Annotated in this window: 17 protein-coding genes and 3 tRNA genes; 12 read left to right on the forward strand and 8 right to left on the reverse strand. The window is 71.1% G+C overall.

What is annotated here, in order from left to right; genetic code table 11:
* Positions 1-174 precede the first annotated feature (174 nt).
* Together ACFV2S_RS13110 and ACFV2S_RS13115 are read left to right on the forward strand one after the other, a co-directional pair.
* Entirely contained in the window at positions 175-684 is a 510-nt protein-coding gene (locus tag ACFV2S_RS13110; protein ID WP_385557208.1) for an ArsR/SmtB family transcription factor, read from the forward strand.
* Between the two features lie 23 nt (positions 685-707).
* Positions 708-1,544 carry a M23 family metallopeptidase gene (locus ACFV2S_RS13115; protein ID WP_385557211.1) on the forward strand — a complete coding sequence of 279 codons (837 nt, stop codon included), beginning with the start codon at positions 708-710 and terminating at the stop codon, positions 1,542-1,544.
* Here ACFV2S_RS13115 and ACFV2S_RS13120 read toward each other — a convergent pair.
* Positions 1,526-1,945, reverse strand: a complete 420-nt coding sequence (locus tag ACFV2S_RS13120; protein WP_385557214.1) for a nuclear transport factor 2 family protein — start codon at positions 1,943-1,945, stop codon at positions 1,526-1,528. The genes ACFV2S_RS13115 and ACFV2S_RS13120 overlap by 19 nt on opposite strands.
* A 67-nt stretch (positions 1,946-2,012) precedes the next feature.
* Between ACFV2S_RS13120 and ACFV2S_RS13125 the strand changes: the two genes are divergently transcribed.
* From ACFV2S_RS13125 to purM, 4 genes are all read left to right on the forward strand, one after another.
* Positions 2,013-2,804: a sterol carrier family protein gene (locus ACFV2S_RS13125; RefSeq protein WP_385557217.1), complete on the forward strand. Its 792-nt coding sequence runs from the start codon at positions 2,013-2,015 to the stop codon at positions 2,802-2,804.
* A 38-nt stretch (positions 2,805-2,842) separates the two neighbouring features.
* Complete coding sequence (locus ACFV2S_RS13130) at positions 2,843-3,655, forward strand: META domain-containing protein (RefSeq protein WP_385557220.1); 813 nt, start codon at positions 2,843-2,845, stop codon at positions 3,653-3,655.
* A gap of 216 nt (positions 3,656-3,871) precedes the next feature.
* Complete coding sequence (gene purF, locus ACFV2S_RS13135) at positions 3,872-5,398, forward strand: amidophosphoribosyltransferase (protein WP_383797659.1); 1,527 nt, start codon at positions 3,872-3,874, stop codon at positions 5,396-5,398.
* Positions 5,399-5,431: 33 nt separating this feature from the next.
* Positions 5,432-6,499, forward strand: coding sequence for a phosphoribosylformylglycinamidine cyclo-ligase (gene purM, locus ACFV2S_RS13140; protein ID WP_383797658.1), 1,068 nt, complete (start codon positions 5,432-5,434; stop codon positions 6,497-6,499).
* Between the two features lie 132 nt (positions 6,500-6,631).
* Here the strand turns inward: purM and ACFV2S_RS13145 are convergent, their stop codons facing one another.
* Together ACFV2S_RS13145 and ACFV2S_RS13150 are read right to left on the reverse strand one after the other, a co-directional pair.
* Positions 6,632-6,886, reverse strand: a complete 255-nt coding sequence (locus ACFV2S_RS13145; RefSeq protein WP_329856259.1) for a DUF3073 domain-containing protein — start codon at positions 6,884-6,886, stop codon at positions 6,632-6,634.
* A gap of 344 nt (positions 6,887-7,230) precedes the next feature.
* Positions 7,231-8,322 carry a Leu/Phe/Val dehydrogenase gene (locus ACFV2S_RS13150; RefSeq protein WP_383797657.1) on the reverse strand — a complete coding sequence of 364 codons (1,092 nt, stop codon included), beginning with the start codon at positions 8,320-8,322 and terminating at the stop codon, positions 7,231-7,233.
* Between the two features lie 155 nt (positions 8,323-8,477).
* Here ACFV2S_RS13150 and ACFV2S_RS13155 point away from each other — a divergent pair, with 155 nt between their 5' ends.
* Together ACFV2S_RS13155 and bldC are read left to right on the forward strand one after the other, a co-directional pair.
* On the forward strand, positions 8,478-9,329 hold the full coding sequence (locus tag ACFV2S_RS13155) for a hypothetical protein (protein WP_385557225.1): 852 nt from the start codon (positions 8,478-8,480) through the stop codon (positions 9,327-9,329).
* Between the two features lie 572 nt (positions 9,330-9,901).
* Entirely contained in the window at positions 9,902-10,108 is a 207-nt protein-coding gene (gene bldC, locus ACFV2S_RS13160) for a developmental transcriptional regulator BldC (RefSeq protein ID WP_003949541.1), read from the forward strand.
* Between the two features lie 361 nt (positions 10,109-10,469).
* Here bldC and ACFV2S_RS13165 read toward each other — a convergent pair whose 3' ends face one another.
* Both ACFV2S_RS13165 and hrpA read right to left on the reverse strand, forming a co-directional pair.
* A complete protein-coding gene (locus ACFV2S_RS13165) occupies positions 10,470-10,661 on the reverse strand; it encodes a DUF6274 family protein (RefSeq protein WP_385557228.1) in 192 nt (63 codons plus the stop codon).
* Positions 10,662-10,728: 67 nt separating this feature from the next.
* The gene (gene hrpA / locus ACFV2S_RS13170; RefSeq protein ID WP_385557231.1) at positions 10,729-14,700 is read right to left on the reverse strand and encodes an ATP-dependent RNA helicase HrpA; all 3,972 of its coding nucleotides are present in this window, start codon (positions 14,698-14,700) and stop codon (positions 10,729-10,731) included.
* A gap of 111 nt (positions 14,701-14,811) precedes the next feature.
* Between hrpA and ACFV2S_RS13175 the strand changes: the two genes are divergently transcribed.
* The 3 genes from ACFV2S_RS13175 to ACFV2S_RS13185 are packed head-to-tail and all read left to right on the forward strand — an operon-like array spanning position 14,812 to position 16,785.
* Positions 14,812-15,174 (forward strand): hypothetical protein, encoded by a 363-nt coding sequence (locus tag ACFV2S_RS13175; protein ID WP_385557234.1) that lies wholly within the window; start codon positions 14,812-14,814, stop codon positions 15,172-15,174.
* A 58-nt stretch (positions 15,175-15,232) separates the two neighbouring features.
* The gene (locus ACFV2S_RS13180) at positions 15,233-15,955 is read left to right on the forward strand and encodes a DsbA family protein (protein ID WP_385557237.1); all 723 of its coding nucleotides are present in this window, start codon (positions 15,233-15,235) and stop codon (positions 15,953-15,955) included.
* Complete coding sequence (locus tag ACFV2S_RS13185; RefSeq protein WP_385557240.1) at positions 15,952-16,785, forward strand: cytochrome c biogenesis CcdA family protein; 834 nt, start codon at positions 15,952-15,954, stop codon at positions 16,783-16,785. The genes ACFV2S_RS13180 and ACFV2S_RS13185 overlap by 4 nt, the downstream gene beginning before the upstream one ends.
* 98 nt (positions 16,786-16,883) lie before the next feature.
* Here ACFV2S_RS13185 and ACFV2S_RS13190 read toward each other — a convergent pair.
* The 3 genes from ACFV2S_RS13190 to ACFV2S_RS13200 form a co-directional block, all read right to left on the reverse strand.
* Positions 16,884-16,957: transfer RNA gene (locus ACFV2S_RS13190), tRNA-Phe, on the reverse strand.
* A gap of 22 nt (positions 16,958-16,979) precedes the next feature.
* Positions 16,980-17,053, reverse strand: a tRNA-Asp gene (locus tag ACFV2S_RS13195).
* 40 nt (positions 17,054-17,093) lie between these two features.
* Positions 17,094-17,166, reverse strand: a tRNA-Glu gene (locus ACFV2S_RS13200).
* Between the two features lie 128 nt (positions 17,167-17,294).
* On the opposite strand from ACFV2S_RS13200, the gene ACFV2S_RS13205 reads away from it, so the two are divergent.
* Positions 17,295-17,645, forward strand: coding sequence for a metallopeptidase family protein (locus ACFV2S_RS13205; RefSeq protein ID WP_030496497.1), 351 nt, complete (start codon positions 17,295-17,297; stop codon positions 17,643-17,645).
* The last annotated feature ends 476 nt before the right edge of the window (positions 17,646-18,121 follow it).

An 18,121-nucleotide genomic window follows, 5' to 3' on the forward strand; every position in this document is an offset into this window, starting at 1 on the left:
GGGGGTGACCCCCGCTTTTTCCCCGCGGGGGAGCCGCCTCCCCTCACCGGTACGGGGAATTGGTAAAAACCAATTTCCCCCCCCCCACCCCACCCCCCCGGGCCCCACCCCCCCCCGGGGGGCTTCTTCGTGTCCCCTTGCGGAAGGATCACGTAATTACGTAATCTCAACATCATGGAGCTGGCAGAGCGGGTGGCGGAGCTGGAGCGGCGCATGGCGGCCCTGGAGGCCGCGGATCACCCCGCGCCCGCGAAGGCCGTCGAGTCGACGCTCTGGGCCCTCGAAGGGCTCAGGGCGGAACTCGCGGCGGCGGGCGAGGAGGGCGAGGACGGCGCCGTGCTGTTCACGGGGTCGGTCCGGCTGCCGACCCAGGAGCGGTACGAGTGGCAGTTCGGCGCCTTCACGGAGCGGCTGTTCGACGAGGACTGGTCCGGGACCGCCGAGTCCTTCGCCGCGCTCGGCCATCCCGTACGGCTCCGGCTGCTGCGGGAGATCCTCGGCGGCCGTCGCACCGCGGCCGAACTGGCGGACCTCGACGAGCTCGGGACGACCGGCCAGATCTACCACCACCTGCGCCAGCTGACCGGCGCCGGCTGGCTGCAGACCGCCGGCCGCGGGCGCCACGAGGTGCCGCCGGCCCGTGTCGTCCCGCTCCTGGTGGCGCTCACCGCCGCCCGTCCGTGACCGCGACCTCCGGGGGGAAGCCCATGACGTCGTACAAGACCGCGGGGGTCGTCCACCGCGCGCTGTGGCTGGTGTTCATCGTCCAGGCCCTCGCCTCGGTCCTCGTCGAACCGCCCTACCCGTACTGGGCGGGCTGGCTCCCGGCGATCGCCGCGGCGGCGCTCGGCCTCACCCTGTCCCGGGCCGCCCGCAGGCGGTTCGAGGCGGCGCCGCCGCGGGAGCCGGTCGAGGTGGAACCGCCGGTCACCGGCCGCTGGTCGGCGCTGAACAGCCCGGCCGACCGGACGCCCAGCCACGGGACGCACCAGCTCGGCCAGACGTACGCCATCGACATCGTGGCGGAGGACGCGGCCCGCCCCCGCCCCGGATTCGCCTGGCTGTGGCCGGTGTTCCGGCGCAGCGAGGACTTCCCGGCCTTCGGCGCGCCGGTCCTCGCGGTCGCCGGCGCGACCGTCGTGCACGCGGAGGACGGGCAGCGCGACCACCGGGCCCGCGGCTCGCTGCCCGCCCTGGCCCACCTGCTGCTCGTCGAGTCGTCGGTCCGCTCCCTGGCTGGGGCGCGCCGGGTCACCGGCAACCACCTCGTCCTCGACCTCGGCGACGGTACGTACGCGATGTACGCGCATCTGCGGCGCGGCTCGCTCGCCGTCCGGGCCGGCGACCGGGTCGTCGCGGGCCAGGAGCTGGCCCGCTGCGGGAACTCGGGCAACTCCACCGAACCCCATGTGCACTTCCAGCTGATGGACGGTCCCGGGCCGGACACCGCCCGCGGCGTCCCGTTCACCTGGCGCGGGGTCGGAGTGCCGGGGAACGGGGAGACGTTCGACGTGCCGGCGGACGCCTATCCGGCGGCGGCCTGACCCCAGAAGGAGTCCGCCTCCACGATGTCGGTGACGCACTCGTCGATGTCGGAGATCTTGTCGCCGACGAGCGTGAAGAACAGTCCGCCGTCCATCTCGATGCCACGGTCGCCGCGCTCGGCGAAGAAGCGGTGCGTGGTGATGACGTGGCCGCGGCCGTCCACGTAGACGCCCTTGAGCTCGACGCGCATGGTGCCGCCGCTCAGCTCGCCGAGCTTGCGGTAGTAACCGCCGAGGATGTTGTCCCGTCCCTTGTAGTGTCCGGAGATCTGGCTCTCGCCGGGCACGTGCTGGGTGCAGTCGCTGGTCATCAGGTCGGCCAGCGTCTCCATGTCGCCCCTGCCGAACGCTTCGTAGCCCCGGCGCACCAGGGCGGCGTGGGGATGCTCGTGATGGGTCATGGTCCCGTCGCCTGCTCTCACTGCGATTGGCTCCCTCTCCTTCCAGTCTCACGGCTAGCCTCGGGCCATGCCACCTGCCAAGAAGCGCCCCCGCAGTTACGACTCCGCCAGGACCCGGGGCGCCGTGATGGCCCAGTTCGGGCATGTCGCCGAGGCCGTTCGGGGCCTCACGCCGGAGCAGCTCTCCCGTCCGACGCACCTGGGGGAGTGGACGGTCGCCGATCTCGCCGGGCACGTCGCGTGGATCGCGGACTCGCTGGCCCGCGGGCTCGACCGCCCGCCCGCGGCCGGGGGCGGGCTCCTCCCGCACGACTGGCCCTTCACCACGGTCGCCCTGGCCGGGAAGATCGCCGACGCGGCGCGCGAGACGCTCACCGGCGCGCCCGTCGCGGAGCTGTACGAGCGGGCCGGTGCCCGGCTCACGGAGGCGCTGGCCGCGCACGGCGACGACCGGGTGCTCGACCTGTGGATCGGGCCGATGCGCCTGGGGGACTTCCTCGTCACCCGCACCGTCGAGCTGGTCGTCCACACCGACGACCTGAACCGGGCGGCCGGTCTGGAGATCCCCTTCGACCGCCAGGCCCTGGCCGCCTGCACCCGGCTGCTCGCCGACGCGCTCGCGGTGAAGGCTCCGGGCGGGGCGGTCGAGGTGCGGATCCCGCCGTTCGCGGTGGTGCAGTGCGTGGAGGGCCCCCGGCACACCCGTGGCACCCCGCCCAACGTGGTGGAGACGGACCCGCTGACCTGGATCAGGCTCGCGACGGGCCGTACGGAGTGGGCGGCGGAGCTGGACGGGGCGCGCGTGAGCGCGAGCGGCGAGCGCGCGGACCTGAGCGGGCTGCTCCCCCTGATGGCCTGAGCCCGGAACCGTACGGGGGGCCGCTCCGTCCCACCTGCATGCCGAAGCCACGCGCAGTCGCCGTCCTGGTCCCCCTCCTTCTGCTCACCGCCTGCGGTACGGAGGGAGGCACCGGTTCCGGCGGAGCGGACACCGTCTCCCCGGACCTGCCGCTCGCCGGCACGGCCTGGACGGTCGAGGCCGTCACGGTCGACGGCCGCAGGGCCGCCGCGCCGGACACCGCGCGGGTCGACTTCGAGGAAGGGGGCCGCGCCCGCGGGAACACCGGCTGCAACACCTTCGGCGCCGGGGTGGTTCTGAAGGGCGACACCCTCACCGTCTCCCCGGACGAGGTGACCGAGATCGGCTGTCCCGCCGACCGGCAGCGTTTCCAGACGGAACTCCTGAAGGCCTTCTCCGGTCCGCTGAAGGGAACGCTGAAGGGCGACGCCCTGAGGCTGGCCTCGGCCGACGGGCGCAACGTCCTGGAGCTGAACGCCGAACCGGCCGCCCCGCTGCGCGGCACCACCTGGAAGATCGACGGCCTGGTCTCGGGAGGGACGGCGTCCTCGCTGCCCGCCGGGAGCGAGGCCAAGGCGCGGTTCGTCCTCGGGGCCGACGGCCGGGTCACCGGCAATCTCGGCTGCAACAACTTCTCCGCGACCGCCCGCCTCGACGAGAAGGCCCGGACGCTCACCGTCGAGGGCCCCGCGGCGACGACCCGGATGATGTGCACGAGCCCGCAGATGAAGCTGGAGACGAAGCTGTACGAGCTCCTCGACGGGCCGCTCGCCTATCGGCTGAACCACCGAACGCTGACCCTGACCGACGCCTCGGGCGAGGGCCTCACGGCGACCGCGACCGCCCGCTGAACGGACGCCGACTGCGGCGTCCGTCACATCGCGGGACCGCCCCGAGCCTGGTACGAGCGTCCGCTCGCCCCGGCTCGGTGGCCGGAAACCCGTACCCCGCCTGCTTCGTGGGCCCCTCCAAGCCACAAATGATCATTTGGTGCGATCGCACGAGTACGGGCACCCCCGGTTTTCCTCAATTCGGACCAGTGGTCGAGCCCGTCTACACTCGGAAACGTGCCACGCGGAGACGGTCGACTCAATCACGATCTGCTCCCCGGTGAGAAAGGCCCCCAGGACGCTTGCGGCGTCTTCGGTGTCTGGGCTCCGGGTGAAGAGGTCGCAAAGCTCACGTACTTCGGGCTCTACGCCCTCCAGCATCGGGGTCAGGAATCCGCGGGAATCGCGGTCAGCAACGGCTCCCAGATCCTCGTCTTCAAGGACATGGGACTTGTGTCCCAGGTCTTCGACGAGACTTCTCTCGGTTCACTCCAAGGTCATATCGCGGTCGGTCACGCCCGCTACTCGACCACCGGGGCCTCCGTGTGGGAGAACGCGCAGCCGACGTTCCGGGCGACCGCCCACGGCTCGATCGCGCTCGGCCACAACGGCAACCTGGTGAACACGGCGCAGCTCGCCGAGATGGTCGCGGACCTGCCCAAGAAGGAAGGCCGCACCACGCGTGTGGCGGCCACCAACGACACGGACCTCCTCACGGCGCTCCTCGCCGCGCAGGTGGACGAGGACGGCAAGCCGCTCACCATCGAGCAGTCCGCCGCGAAGGTCCTCCCCGACGTCCGGGGCGCCTTCTCCCTCGTCTTCATGGACGAGCACACGCTCTACGCGGCCCGTGACCCGCAGGGCATCCGCCCGCTGGTCCTCGGCCGTCTGGAGCGCGGCTGGGTCGTCGCGTCCGAGTCCGCCGCCCTCGACATCTGCGGCGCCGCCTACGTCCGCGAGGTCGAGCCGGGCGAGATGATCGCGATCGACGAGAACGGCATCCGTACCTCGCGCTTCGCGGAAGCGAAGCCCAAGGGCTGTGTCTTCGAGTACGTGTACCTGGCCCGTCCCGACACCGACATCGCCGGCCGGAACGTGTACCTCTCCCGCGTGGAGATGGGCCGCCGCCTCGCGAAGGAGGCGCCGGTCGAGGCCGACCTGGTGATAGCGACGCCGGAGTCCGGCACCCCGGCGGCCATCGGCTACGCCGAGGCCTCGGGCATCCCCTTCGGCGCCGGCCTGGTGAAGAACGCCTACGTCGGGCGCACCTTCATCCAGCCCTCCCAGACCATCCGCCAGCTGGGCATCCGGCTGAAGCTGAACCCCCTCAAGGAAGTCATCAAGGGGAAGAAGCTCGTGGTCGTCGACGACTCGATCGTCCGCGGCAACACCCAGCGCGCCCTGGTCCGGATGCTCCGCGAGGCCGGTGCGGCCGAGGTCCACATCCGGATCTCCTCGCCGCCGGTCAAGTGGCCCTGCTTCTTCGGCATCGACTTCGCGACCCGCGCGGAGCTGATCGCCAACGGGATGTCGGTCGACGAGATCGGCAAGTCGCTGGGCGCGGACTCGCTCTCGTACATCTCCCTGGAGGGGATGATCGAGGCGACCACGATCCAGAAGCCGAACCTCTGCCGTGCCTGCTTCGACGGCGAGTACCCGATGGAGCTGCCGGACCCCGAGCTGCTCGGAAAGCAGCTCCTGGAGACCGAGCTGGCCGCCGGCCCGGCCGCCACCGCGGCCTCCGACGCCCTCCGTCGCCCGTAAGACCCCGCAGTACGACACGAAAGCTCTGAACCCATGTCTCAGACCACCGGTGCCAGCTACGCGAGTGCGGGCGTCGACATCGAAGCGGGCGACCGCGCCGTCGAGCTCATGAAGGAGTGGGTGAAGAAGACGCAGCGTCCCGAGGTCCTCGGCGGCCTGGGCGGCTTCGCCGGCCTCTTCGACGCCTCCGCCCTCAAGCGCTACGAGCGTCCGCTGCTCGCCTCGGCGACCGATGGCGTCGGCACGAAGGTCGACATCGCCCGCCAGATGGGCGTGTACGACACGATCGGCCACGACCTGGTCGCGATGGTCATGGACGACATCGTCGTCTGCGGCGCCGAGCCGCTCTTCATGACCGACTACATCTGCGTCGGCAAGGTCCACCCCGAGCGCGTCGCCGCCATCGTCAAGGGCATCGCCGAGGGCTGCGTCCTCGCCGGCTGCGCCCTGGTCGGCGGCGAGACGGCCGAGCACCCGGGCCTCCTCGGCCCGGACGACTTCGACGTCGCCGGCGCGGGCACGGGTGTCGTGGAGCACGACAGGCTGCTCGGCGCGGACCGCATCCGTACGGGGGACGCGGTCATCGCGATGGCGTCCTCGGGCCTTCACTCCAACGGGTACTCGCTCGTCCGGCACGTGGTCTTCGACCGCGCGGGCATGACCCTCGACCAGCGGGTCGAGGAGCTCGGCCGGACGCTCGGCGAGGAGCTCCTGGAGCCCACGAAGATCTATTCCCTGGACTGCCTGGCCCTCACCCGGACCACGGATGTCCACGCCTTCAGCCACATCACGGGCGGCGGCCTGGCGGCCAACCTGGCCCGGGTGATCCCGGACGGGCTGCACGCCACGGTCGACCGCTCGACCTGGGCGCCGGGCGCGATCTTCGACCTGGTCGGCAAGGCCGGCCAGGTGGAGCGCCTGGAGCTGGAGAAGACCCTCAACATGGGCGTCGGCATGATGGCCGTCGTGCCGGCCGAGTCCGTGGACGTGGCCCTGGCGACGCTGGAGGACCGCGGGGTCGAGGCCTGGGTCGCGGGCGAGATCACCGAGCGCGGGGCGCACACGACCGGCGCTGAGCTGGTCGGGGACTACGCGAAGTAGCAGTCGGCTGTACGAGGCGGGGCGCTCCTGAGGGGCGCCCCGTTCGCGTGTCCGCCTCCGCGGCGAGCCGCGTGCGGACAGCACAGAAACCCGGCCGGGTGATCCCGGACCGGGTTTCGGTGATTCAGAAGGTCAAGCGCGACGCGGGGACGCACCAGGACCGGACTCGTCGTCCTCGTCCTCGTCGTCCTCGTTATAGAGATCCGCGTACTGGGCGTACGGGTCGTCTTCCTCGTCGTCGTCCTCGAACGGCTCGCCATTCGGCGGCTGGTTCGAAGTCGAAGCGCCCAGCTCATTGGCCAGACGCGTCAGGTCTGTCCCGCCGCTGCTGTACTTCAGCTGGCGGGCGACCTTGGTCTGCTTGGCCTTTGCCCGGCCGCGCCCCATGGCTCGACCCCCTCGGTGACGGGGCTCGTCGGCCCCAGAGTCTTGACACGCGTTCATGATTCGGAACGGACTCTCGGTAGAGAGACCGGTCCGTAGGGCTTCAACGGTACCTGTTTCCGTGGGTCTACGGTACGCCGCGCGCATCACATACCCCGGTACAGAACCTTCGAGGTGCCCTTTCCTCGCTGGTCAATCGCGATTTTAACCTCTTCTTGAGCGCCGACCCGCCGAGGGGCGTGAGCGAAGTCTCCCCGTGGACCCCGCCGGGCCGCCCCGGCGGGGCCGGCTCTCCGTCTTCCGGAGCTCTTCCGGAGCTCTTCCGGAGCTCCTCAGGAGCCCGCGGCTCAGGCGCGGCGGGCGTCCGCCATGCGCTGCTCGGCGATCCGGTCGGACGCCGCGGCCGGCGGAATGCCGTCCGCCTTCGCACGTGCGAAGATCTCCAGGGTGGTGTCGAAGATCTTCGTCGCCTTCGCCTTGCAGCGGTCGAAGTCGAAGCCGTGCAGCTCGTCGGCGACCTGGATCACGCCACCGGCGTTGACCACGTAGTCGGGCGCGTAGAGGATCCCGCGCTCCACGAGGTCCTTCTCGATGCCCGGGTGCGCGAGCTGGTTGTTGGCCGCGCCGCAGACGACGCTCGCGGTGAGGAACGGCACGGTGTCGCCGTTCAGGGCGCCGCCCAGCGCGCAGGGCGCGTAGATGTCGAGGCCCTCGACGCGGATCAGCTCGTCGGTGTCGGCGACCACGGTGACCTGCGGGTGCTTGTCGGTGATCCGGCGCACCGACTCCTCGCGCACATCGGTGATCACGACCTCGGCGCCGTCCTCCAGGAGGTGCTCGACGAGGTAGTGGCCGACCTTGCCGACGCCCGCGACGCCGACCTTGCGGCCGCGCAGGGTCGGGTCGCCCCAGAGGGTCTGCGCGGAGGCGCGCATGCCCTGGAAGACGCCGAAGGCGGTGAGGACGGAGGAGTCGCCGGCGCCGCCGTTCTCGGGGGAGCGGCCGGTGGTCCACCGGTTCGTGCGGGCGACGACGTCCATGTCGGCGACGTAGGTGCCGACGTCGCAGGCCGTGACGTACCGGCCGGCGAGGGAGGCCACCATGCGCCCGTAGGCGAGCAGCAGCTCCTCGGTCTTGATCTTCTCCGGGTCGCCGATGATGACGGCCTTGCCGCCGCCGTGGTCGAGGCCGGCCATGGCGTTCTTGTACGACATGCCGCGCGACAGGTTGAGCGCGTCGGCGATGGCCTCGGCCTCGGTCGCGTACGGGTAGAAGCGGGTGCCGCCGAGGGCGGGGCCCAGGGCGGTGGAGTGGAGGGCGATGACGGCCTTGAGGCCGGTGGCGCGGTCCTGGCAGAGCACGACTTGCTCGTGGCCACCCTGCTCCGAGTGGAACAGGGTGTGGAGTACGTCAGCAGGAACGCCGGTCACATCGGTCACGGTGGTGACTCCCAAGTACGAGGCGGCGGTTACGGCCCTCCCTGTGGGTGGGGGAGGACCAGGTCGGCACGAGGGTAAGTCCTACCTGGGCGTAGATCGGCCGCAGTGCTCAGGATCACCCCCTCCCGGAGTACCTCCGTGGAAGGATTCGCGCCATGTCGGTCGCCCCCACGGTCCCCGTTCCCTACGCGTCCTATCTGCGCGTGTACGAGCCGCTGGCCGCGTTCCCCGAGCCGGAGCGGTCCCACTGGGCCCGGTACGCGCGCGGGACGCGCGCGCCGGGGGCGCAGGAGGAGCTGCGGCGCTCGCTCGCGGACCTGCTGCCGACGCCCCCGGTGCCGGTGCCGGTGCACGAGAGCGGGGACGCCTTCGTCGCGCACCTGGACGGGGTGGTGGTGGTCTGCCCGTGGCGGACCCGGCTGCGCGGCTGGCTGGCCCTGGAGGAGCTGGTGGCGGGCCCGTACCCGGCGCCGGTGCTCGACGCGATGCTGCCGCCGGTGGTCCGCGCGCAGGTGGCGGGCGACTACGAGCGGTGGCTGAGCCGGAACCCGGACGCGCGCCCGTGGATCCGTACCGGGGTCTGGCAGGTCCCGCTGCGCTGGTTCGCGCTCTTCGGGGACGAGGAGCGGGAGTACCAGCCGGGGGACGCGGCGGCGGGCCGGGCGCCGGTGCTGCGCTACCGGACGACGATGGCGCAGGCGCGGCGGCGGCTGGCGCGGGCGCTGAAGGCGCTGCGGGAGTCGATCGACGACGGTCCGATGACCCAGGGGCTGGTCGAGGTGGGGCGCTGGCTGGAGGAGTTCCACCCGCGGGCGCTCGTGGAGCTGGACTTCGGGGGCCTGGTGCACGCGGTGCCGGCCCGGTGGCTGGCGGAGGAACGGTCGGCCGCCCAGCTGGCGGAGGGGATCGCCGCGCTGCGCGACGGGGACGGCGAGGCGGCGGGCGAGGTGTACGGGCGGCTCGCGGAGCGCTGGCGGACGGTCAGGGACCTGCGTTTCGCGAACTGACATCACCCGGACAAGTTCGTCAGGTCGGTATCGACAAGACATGTCCGACGGGTGTAAATGATCTTGGAGGTTCGGTGGCCGATTCACGATCGGTCGAGTGGCTCAGGTCTTTCGCACCCTCGGCGCGAGGACGTTGGTCCCGATCCGGGCCTTTGGCTCAAGCGTGACGGACAGCACGTAACGCACCCTTGCGCCCATCACCCACCCTCGTGCCAAAATAGGACAAGGAGTCCGGGGAGGGTTCCTTCCGCCCAAGTTCGGGCGGAACGCTCAGCATTGCACTCTATGGGGGGTCTGAGGACTCCTGATCGCTCTGTGACTGATCGTCACAGCCGCGTGACTGTCCGTTATGGCATGGTCCATCGACTTCCGCCGCTGATGAACACCTGCGAGGGCAATTCCATCGGTTTGGCCGACGTGGCTGGACGGATGGTGTAGTTGTAGTGCCGAGGACAAGCCGTTCGTCCTATAACCGACTCGGCCCGCTTCTGCCATTTCGGGCAACGCGGGTCAAGGTGCAGAATTTAGAGGAAAGAACCGAGATTGGTTCGGTTCTCCCGAGGAGGCCGCTCATGACCGCTCGCACCCCTGATGCCGAGCCGCTGCTGACCCCTGCCGAGGTTGCCACGATGTTCCGCGTGGACCCGAAGACGGTGACCCGTTGGGCGAAGGCCGGGAAGCTCACGTCCATCCGCACCCTGGGTGGACACCGCCGGTACCGCGAGGCCGAGGTCCGCGCGCTGCTGGCGGGCATTCCGCAGCAGCGCAGCGAGGCCTGAGGTCGCGCAGAAACCTGCAGAACCACGCAACACCCCGTAACACCGGGCCCGTCCGGATCCCCCAATCCGGTCGCCCACCCCTCAGTACTGCCGACGGGCCCCTGCCCCAACAGGTCTCCGTCAACGATCGCGCTGGACTCCGCCGGGTCCAGCGCGATCTTTTTTGTGCCCGGGGGGCGCCCTCTCCCGGCCGCCGCCGGCCCCTGGAGAGTGGTGCAATTGCACATATTAAATCGGGCCGGTGTAGGGAGGGTGTAAGTGCAGAGGTTTCTGAAACGGTTTCAGTGACTCCCGTCACACCCGTGAAGTCTTGCCAAGGAACAGCCTGCCACCTCCGGGATCGTCCCCAACCCGCCGTTGGTCATGGGTCGGTGGGACTTTCGTCCTCACTGTCCTCGGCCGGCTCCTCCGGCTCGGGAAGCTCCATGGCGAGCCGCAGGAGGCGATGGCAGACCACGCAGTGACGGGTGAGGTGTCCGTACCGCGACGCGGCCGCCAGATGGGCGCGCAGCAGCGCGCGGGTGTCGTGCCGTGCTGCGGACGCCGCGGCCATGCGCGACCACCTCCGGTGTGGGCCCCCGAATCCCTGAAGTCCGGGGTACCGGCGGGCGGGCGGCCCGCTACGGGGCCGCCGCGTCGATCGCCTTCACGATCCGCTTGTCCGAGACCGGGTGCGCCGTGCCCAGGGCGTGCGCGAAGTAGCTCACCCGCAGCTCCTCGATCATCCAGCGGATGTCGGTGACCTCGGACGGCACCGGGCGCCCCTTCGGGAGCTGTTCGAGGAGCCAGGCGTACTCGTCCTGCATCTCCTGGACCTTCTCCATCCGGGTGGTGTCCCGCTGGACCCCGGTGGGCATCTGCTGGAGCCGCCGGTCCACCGCCACCAGATAGCGCATCAGGTCCGGCAGCCGCTTCAGGCCCGTCCTGGTGACGAAACCGGCCGGCATCAGCCAGGCGAGCTGCGCCTTCACGTCGGTCAGGTTGTTGATCAGGGCCAGGCTGTTCGTCGACTTCAGCCGGCGCTCGCACGCCTGCCAGGCCGCCAGGATCTGCTGGACCTGGCCCACCGTCCGCACGGTCGTGTCGACGAGGTCCGCGCGGACCCTGTCGTACAGCTTCCGGAAGGACTCCTCGTCCCACGCCGGGCCGCCGTGGTCCGCGATCAGCCTGTCGGCCGCCGCGGTGGCGCAGTCGTCGAAGAGGGCCTGGATCGAGCCGTGCGGGTTCGACGACAGGGCCAGCTTCTGCTGGTTGGTCAGCTTGTCCGAGGCGAACTTCGCCGGGTTCACCGGGATGTTCAGCAGGATCAGCTTCCGGGTGCCCCGCCACATCGCCTGCGCCTGCTCGGCCTCCGAGTCGAAGAGCCGTACGGCCACGGAATCGCCCTCGTCGACCAGCGCCGGAAACGCCTTGACCGGCTGACCGCCCCGCCTGGTCTCGAAGACCTTCGTGAGCGTCCCGATCGTCCAGTCCTTGAGGCCCGTGCGCTCCAGGGAGGGCCCGGAGCCGTCCGGGCCGCCCGTCGCCGCCGCGGCGGCCTGGGAGAGCGCCTGACGGGCCTTGGGGCGCAGTTTCAGCCGCAGGGTCTCCAGGTCCTTGTCCTCGGCCAGCTTCCGGCGCCGCTCGTCGACGATCCGGAAGGTCACCTTGAGGTGCTCGGGGACCTTCGCCCAGTCGAAGTCCTCGGCCGTGACCGGGACGCCCACCATCCGCTGGAGCTCCCGGGCGAGCGCGCCCGCGAGCGGCTCCTGGACGGGGACCACGGAGTCGAGGAAGCGGGTCGCGAAGTTCGGCGCCGGCACGTAGTGGCGGCGGATCGGCTTCGGCAGGGAGCGGATCAGCTCCGTGACGACCTCCGCGCGCAGACCCGGGATCTGCCACTCGAAGCCCTCGTCCGTCACCTGGTTGAGCACCTGGAGCGGTACGTGGACGGTCACGCCGTCCGCGTCCGCGCCGGGCTCGAACTGGTACGTCACCCGGAACTTCAGCGCGCCCTGGCGCCAGGAGTCCGGGTAGTCGTCCTTGGTGACCGCCCCGGCCTTCTCGTTGATGAGCATCTCGCGCTCGAAGTCGAGGAACTCCGGCTCCTCATGGCGCTTGTGCTTCCACCAGGAGTCGAAGTGGGCACCGGACACCACGTGTGCGGGGACGCGCTTGTCGTAGAAGTCGAAGAGGGTCTCGTCGTCGACGAGGATGTCCCGGCGCCTGGCCCGGTGTTCGAGCTCCTCGACCTCGGTGAGGAGCTTGCGGTTGTCCGCGAAGAACTTGTGGTGGGTGCGCCAGTCGCCCTCGACGAGCGCGTTCCGGATGAACAGGTCGCGGGAGACCTCCGGGTCGATCCGCCCGTAGTTCACCTTGCGGTCGGCGACGATCGGGACGCCGTACAGCGTGACCTTCTCGAAGGCCATCACGGCCGCCTGGTCCTTCTCCCAGTGCGGCTCGCTGTACGTCTTCTTCACCAGGTGCTGCGCGAGCGGCTCGATCCACTCGGGTTCGATCCGGGCGTTGACCCGGGCCCAGAGCCGCGAGGTCTCCACCAGCTCGGCGGACATGACGAAGCGCGGGGGCTTCTTGAAGAGCGCGGAACCGGGGAAGATCGCGAACTTGGCGCTGCGGGCCCCCAGGTAGTCGTTCCGGGTGCTCTCCCGCTTGCCGTCCTTCGCGCCGTCCTTGGACTCCTTCACGTCCTTCAGGCCGATGTGGGAGAGCAGGCCCGAGAGGAGGGAGACGTGCACGGACTGCTCGGGCGCGTCCTCCTCGTTGAGGTGGATGCCCATCTGCTTGGCGACGGTCCGCAGCTGGCTGTAGATGTCCTGCCACTCGCGGATGCGCAGGAAGTTCAGGTACTCCTGCTTGCACATCCGGCGGAAGGCGCTGGACCCGCGCTCCTTCTGCTGCTCGCGGACGTACCGCCACAGGTTGAGGAAGGCGAGGAAGTCGCTCGTCTCGTCCTTGAACCGGGCGTGCTGCTGGTCGGCCTGCGCCTGCTTGTCCGACGGCCGCTCGCGCGGGTCCTGGATCGACAGCGCCGCCGCGATCACCATGACCTCGCGGACGCAGCCGTTCCGGTCGGCCTCCAGGACCATCCGGGCGAGCCGGGGGTCCACGGGCAGCTGGGAGAGCTTGCGGCCCTGCTGGGTGAGGCGCTTCTTGGGGTCCTTCTCCGCGGGGTCGATCGCGCCGAGCTCCTGGAGGAGCTGCACGCCGTCCCGGATGTTGCGGTGGTCCGGCGGGTCGATGAAGGGGAACTTCTCGATGTCGCCGAGGCCGGCCGCGGTCATCTGCAGGATGACGGAGGCCAGGTTCGTGCGGAGGATCTCCGCGTCCGTGAACTCCGGACGGGTCAGGAAGTCGTCCTCCGAGTACAGCCGGATGCAGATGCCGTCGCTCGTACGGCCGCAGCGGCCCTTGCGCTGGTTGGCGCTGGCCTGGCTGACCGGCTCGATCGGCAGGCGCTGCACCTTGGTGCGGTGCGAGTAGCGGGAGATGCGGGCGGTGCCCGGATCGATCACGTACTTGATGCCGGGGACGGTCAGCGAGGTCTCGGCGACGTTCGTCGCGAGGACGACCCGGCGGCCCGAGTGCGCCTGGAAGACCCGGTGCTGCTCGGCGTGGGACAGGCGCGCGTAGAGCGGGAGGATCTCCGTGTTGAAGAGTCTCTTCTTGGTCAGCGCGTCCGCGGTGTCGCGGATCTCGCGCTCGCCGGACAGGAAGACCAGGACGTCGCCCGGGCCCTCCTTCTGGAGCTCGTCGACCGCGTCGCAGATCGCGGTGATCTGGTCCCGGTCGGACTCCTCGCCGTCCTCTTCGAGGAGCGGCCGGTAGCGGACCTCGACCGGATACGTACGGCCGCTGACCTCGACGATCGGCGCGTCGCCGAAGTGGCGGGAGAACCGCTCCGGGTCGATCGTCGCGGAGGTGATCACGACCTTGAGGTCGGGGCGCTTCGGGAGCAGCTGGGCCAGGTAGCCGAGCAGGAAGTCGATGTTGAGGGACCGCTCGTGGGCCTCGTCGATGATGATCGTGTCGTACGCGCGCAGCTCGCGGTCCGTCTGGATCTCGGCGAGCAGGATGCCGTCCGTCATCAGCTTCACGAAGGTCGCGTCGGGGTTCACCTGGTCGGTGAAGCGGACCTTCCAGCCCACGGCCTCCCCGAGCGGCGTCCGCAGCTCCTCCGCGACGCGCTCGGCGACCGTGCGGGCGGCGATCCGGCGGGGCTGGGTGTGCCCGATCATGCCCCGGACGCCACGGCCCAGCTCCAGGCAGATCTTCGGGATCTGGGTGGTCTTTCCGGAGCCCGTCTCACCGGCGACGATCACGACCTGGTGGTCGCGTATCGCCTCCAGGATCTCGTCCTTCTTCTGCGAGACGGGCAGCTGCTCGGGATAGGTGACCGCGGGCACGCGGGAGGCGCGCCCGTCGACGCGCTCCTTGGCCTTGGCCGCCTCGGCGGCGATCTCGTCCAGGACGGCCTCGCGGGCCTCGGGCTTGCGGATGCGGCGGGCGCCTTCGAGACGGCGGCCGAGCCGGTGGGAGTCCCGCAGCGAGACCTCGGCCAGGACGGACTGGAGGGCGGCGAAGGAAGTAGACATACGGGATCCAGGATCGCACCTGCGGGCGAGAAGCGGCGAACCGATTTCCGAAGGGTGCGGGGCGCCGGTGCGTAGTATTCCGGGCATCTGGCCCGGCCTGAGAGGTTTCGCATGTTCCGCACCACCCGCGCGACGGCGGCGTTCGCCGCGTTGCTGGGGCTGGTGCTGGGCCTCGTGGTCCGCGGCGCCTCCGTGAGTCCGCCGCCCGGGTCCGCGCCCGTGGCCGCCCCGGTCGTCCTGGGCGTCGCCGTGCCGGGCTGCGACCCCGGCCACCCCGCCGACGAAGGGGCCTCGGGCCCCGTCGTACCGCCGCGTGCCCACGGCTTCGCCGAGCTGCTGCCCGCCCTGGCCGCCGACCGGGTGGCCCCCGGGTCCCGGCAGCCGGACCAGGGCGGGCCCGCCCCGGCGCCGGGGCGGGAGCCACCCGCGCGCGTGCCCCCGTCTCCCGTGGAGCTCTCGGTCCTGAGGGTGTAGGCGGAACGGTTCGCCCTCCGCCGTCCCTCTCCTCCCACTCCTCCAGGAGCGCTTCCGCATGTCCAGGACCAAGCCCGTCGCCCTCGTCTCCGGGGTGGCCGCCGCCGCCGTGCTGCTCGGCGTCGTCTCGTACACCGCCACCAAGCCCGCCTCCCCGGGCGCCTCCGGTTCCTCCTCCGTCGCCGAGGTCTCCGCCGACCCGTCCGCCGGCGTCTACGCCGAACTGGAGGCCTACGCCCGCCGCGACGCCTCCGACCAGCTCGCCCTCGGCCGCGCCGACGCGCCCGTCGTGCTCATCGAGTACGCCGACTTCAAGTGCGGCTACTGCGGGAAGTTCGCCCGCGACACCGAGCCCGTCCTGGTGAAGAAGTACGTCGACGCCGGCACCCTGCGCATCGAATGGCGGAACTTCCCGATCTTCGGCGAGGAGTCGGAGACCGTCGCCCGCGCCTCCTGGGCGGCCGGGCGGCAGGGCCGCTTCTGGGAGTTCCACAAGGCCGCCTACGCCGAGGGCGCCAAGGAGAAGGGCTTCGGCAAGGACCGGCTCGCCGCCCTCGCGAAGGAGGCCGGAGTCCCCGACGCCGCCCGCTTCGCCGAGGACACCGACGGGGCGGCGGCCCGCGAGGCCGTCCGCAAGGACCAGGAACAGGGGTACGCGCTCGGCGCCACCTCCACCCCGTCCTTCCTCGTCAACGGCCGCCCGATCGCGGGCGCCCAGCCCCTGGAGACCTTCACGGAGGCCATCGAGGCCGCCGCCGAGACGGCCAAGGCCAGGCCGTGACCTCGGGCATCGGCTACTTCGCCGCCTTCCTCGGCGGGCTGCTCGCCCTGCTCAGCCCGTGCAGCGCGCTGCTCCTGCCCGCCTTCTTCGCGTACTCGATCGACACGCGCGCGAGGCTCGTGGCCAGGACCGGCATCCTCTACGCGGGCCTGGCGACCACCCTCGTCCCGCTCGGCGCGGCCGGCTCCCTCGCGGGCCGGTTCTTCTACGGCCACCGGGACCTGCTCGTCACCACCGGCGGCTGGCTGATCATCGGGCTCGGCGTCCTCCAGATCCTCGGCCTGGGCTTCACCTCCCGCCGGATCGCCGAGGCGAGCGGCCGCATCCGCCCCACCTCGGCGCTCTCCGTCTACGCGCTCGGCCTGGTCTACGGCCTGGCCGGCTTCTGCGCGGGCCCGATCCTCGGCAGCGTCCTGACGGTGGCGGCGCTGAGCGGCAGCCCGGCGTACGGCGGGCTGCTCCTCGCCGTCTACGCCCTCGGCATGGCCGTGCCGCTGTTCGTCCTGGCGCTGCTCTGGGACCGGTACGACCTGGGCCGGCGCCGCTGGCTGCGCGGCCGGCCGCTGCGGATCGGGCGCTTCGAGGTCCACTCCACCTCGCTGCTGTCGGGCCTCTTCTTCCTCGCCCTCGGCACGCTGTTCCTGGTCTTCGACGGGACGACCGCGCTGCCGGGCCTGCTGTCGGTGGACGACTCCTTCGCCGTGGAGGAGCGGGTCGCCGTGCTGGGCCGGTCGGTGCCGGACTGGGCGCTGCTCGCCGGGGTCGTGGCGGCCGTGGCGGGAGGACTCGCGCTGCGGGGCCGGAAGGCGCGGCGACGCGAGGAGGTCTGAGCCGTACGGGGGAGGGGCGCGGGCCCCTCCCTCGTACCGCCCACGTCTTCCCGGCACACGAAGAAGGCCCCGTTCTTTCGAACAGGGCCTTCACTCTGTGGCTGGGGCCGGGGTCGAACCGGCGACCTATCGCTTTTCAGGCGATCGCTCGTACCAACTGAGCTACCCAGCCACGAAGCCGTTTCCAGCTTCAGCGACTCTGACGGGACTTGAACCCGCGACCTCCACCTTGACAGGGTGGCGAGCTAACCAACTGCTCCACAGAGCCTTGCTTGTGTGCGATCACTAGTCTCGCACACGATCTTGCGTGCCCCCAACGGGATTCGAACCCGTGCTACCGCCTTGAAAGGGCGGCGTCCTGGGCCACTAGACGATGAGGGCTAGAGGCTCACCTGCGCACTTCTCAGTGCGTCGGGGACGTGAGAAGCATATGGGATGCCGGCCGCTATCGCCAAAACGGTTTCTCCCCCGCAAGCGGGAGGTGCCCCCAGGCGGGGGAGAATGGGCTCGTGCTGGAGATGACGCGCGAGGAGTTCGAGGAGCTTGTCGCCGAGGCCCTGGACCGGATCCCGCCGGAGCTGACGCGGCTGATGGACAACGTCGCCGTGTTCGTGGAGGACGAACCCTCCCCGGACGATCCCGAGCTGCTCGGGCTCTACGAGGGGACGCCGCTCACCGAGCGCGGCGAGTGGTACGCCGGCGTGCTGCCGGACCGGATCACGATCTACCGGGGCCCGACGCTGCGGATGTGCGAGTCGCGCGAGGACGTGGTCGCGGAGACCGAGATCACCGTCGTGCACGAGATCGCCCACCACTTCGGCATCGACGACGAGCGGCTGCACGCGCTCGGTTACGGCTGAGGCTCGGGCCGCTTCTGGCGTGTCCCTTGTGGTGCCGGGGGAGTTGGGCAGTGCGACGCGTTCCGTTCCTGCCTGTTGTGTCCCTGGAGGTGCCCCCGTGCGCCATTTGCCCACCCCGGTGAGATGGGCCGCCACCGCGCTGGCCGTCGCGGCCTGTGCCGGTCTGAGCGGCTGTATGAGTGTGAGTGACGAGGGGGCGAAGCCGGCGCCCGGCGCGTCCGGGGGGAAGCACGGTGCGGCGGCCGGGGCCGACGGAGGCGGTGGCGCCCCGGGCGGTGACGCCGGGGCCTGGGACGGCCGGCAGGACCGCGGCGGACCGGCCCCGGCCGGTGCGGGCAAGGAGTCCCCGGTGCCGAGCGGCTCGCCGTCCGGCCCCCCCCATGGCACCCCCGGGGGCCGGGCGCGGGGCGGGCCGGGGGCGGGCCCGCGGCCCTGAGCGGCGCCGCGCCGCGCGCGCCCCCCGCCCCGCGGGTACA

It is taken from the genome of Streptomyces sp. NPDC059695 (assembly GCF_042733785.1).
In the GTDB taxonomy this organism is placed as follows: domain Bacteria; phylum Actinomycetota; class Actinomycetes; order Streptomycetales; family Streptomycetaceae; genus Streptomyces.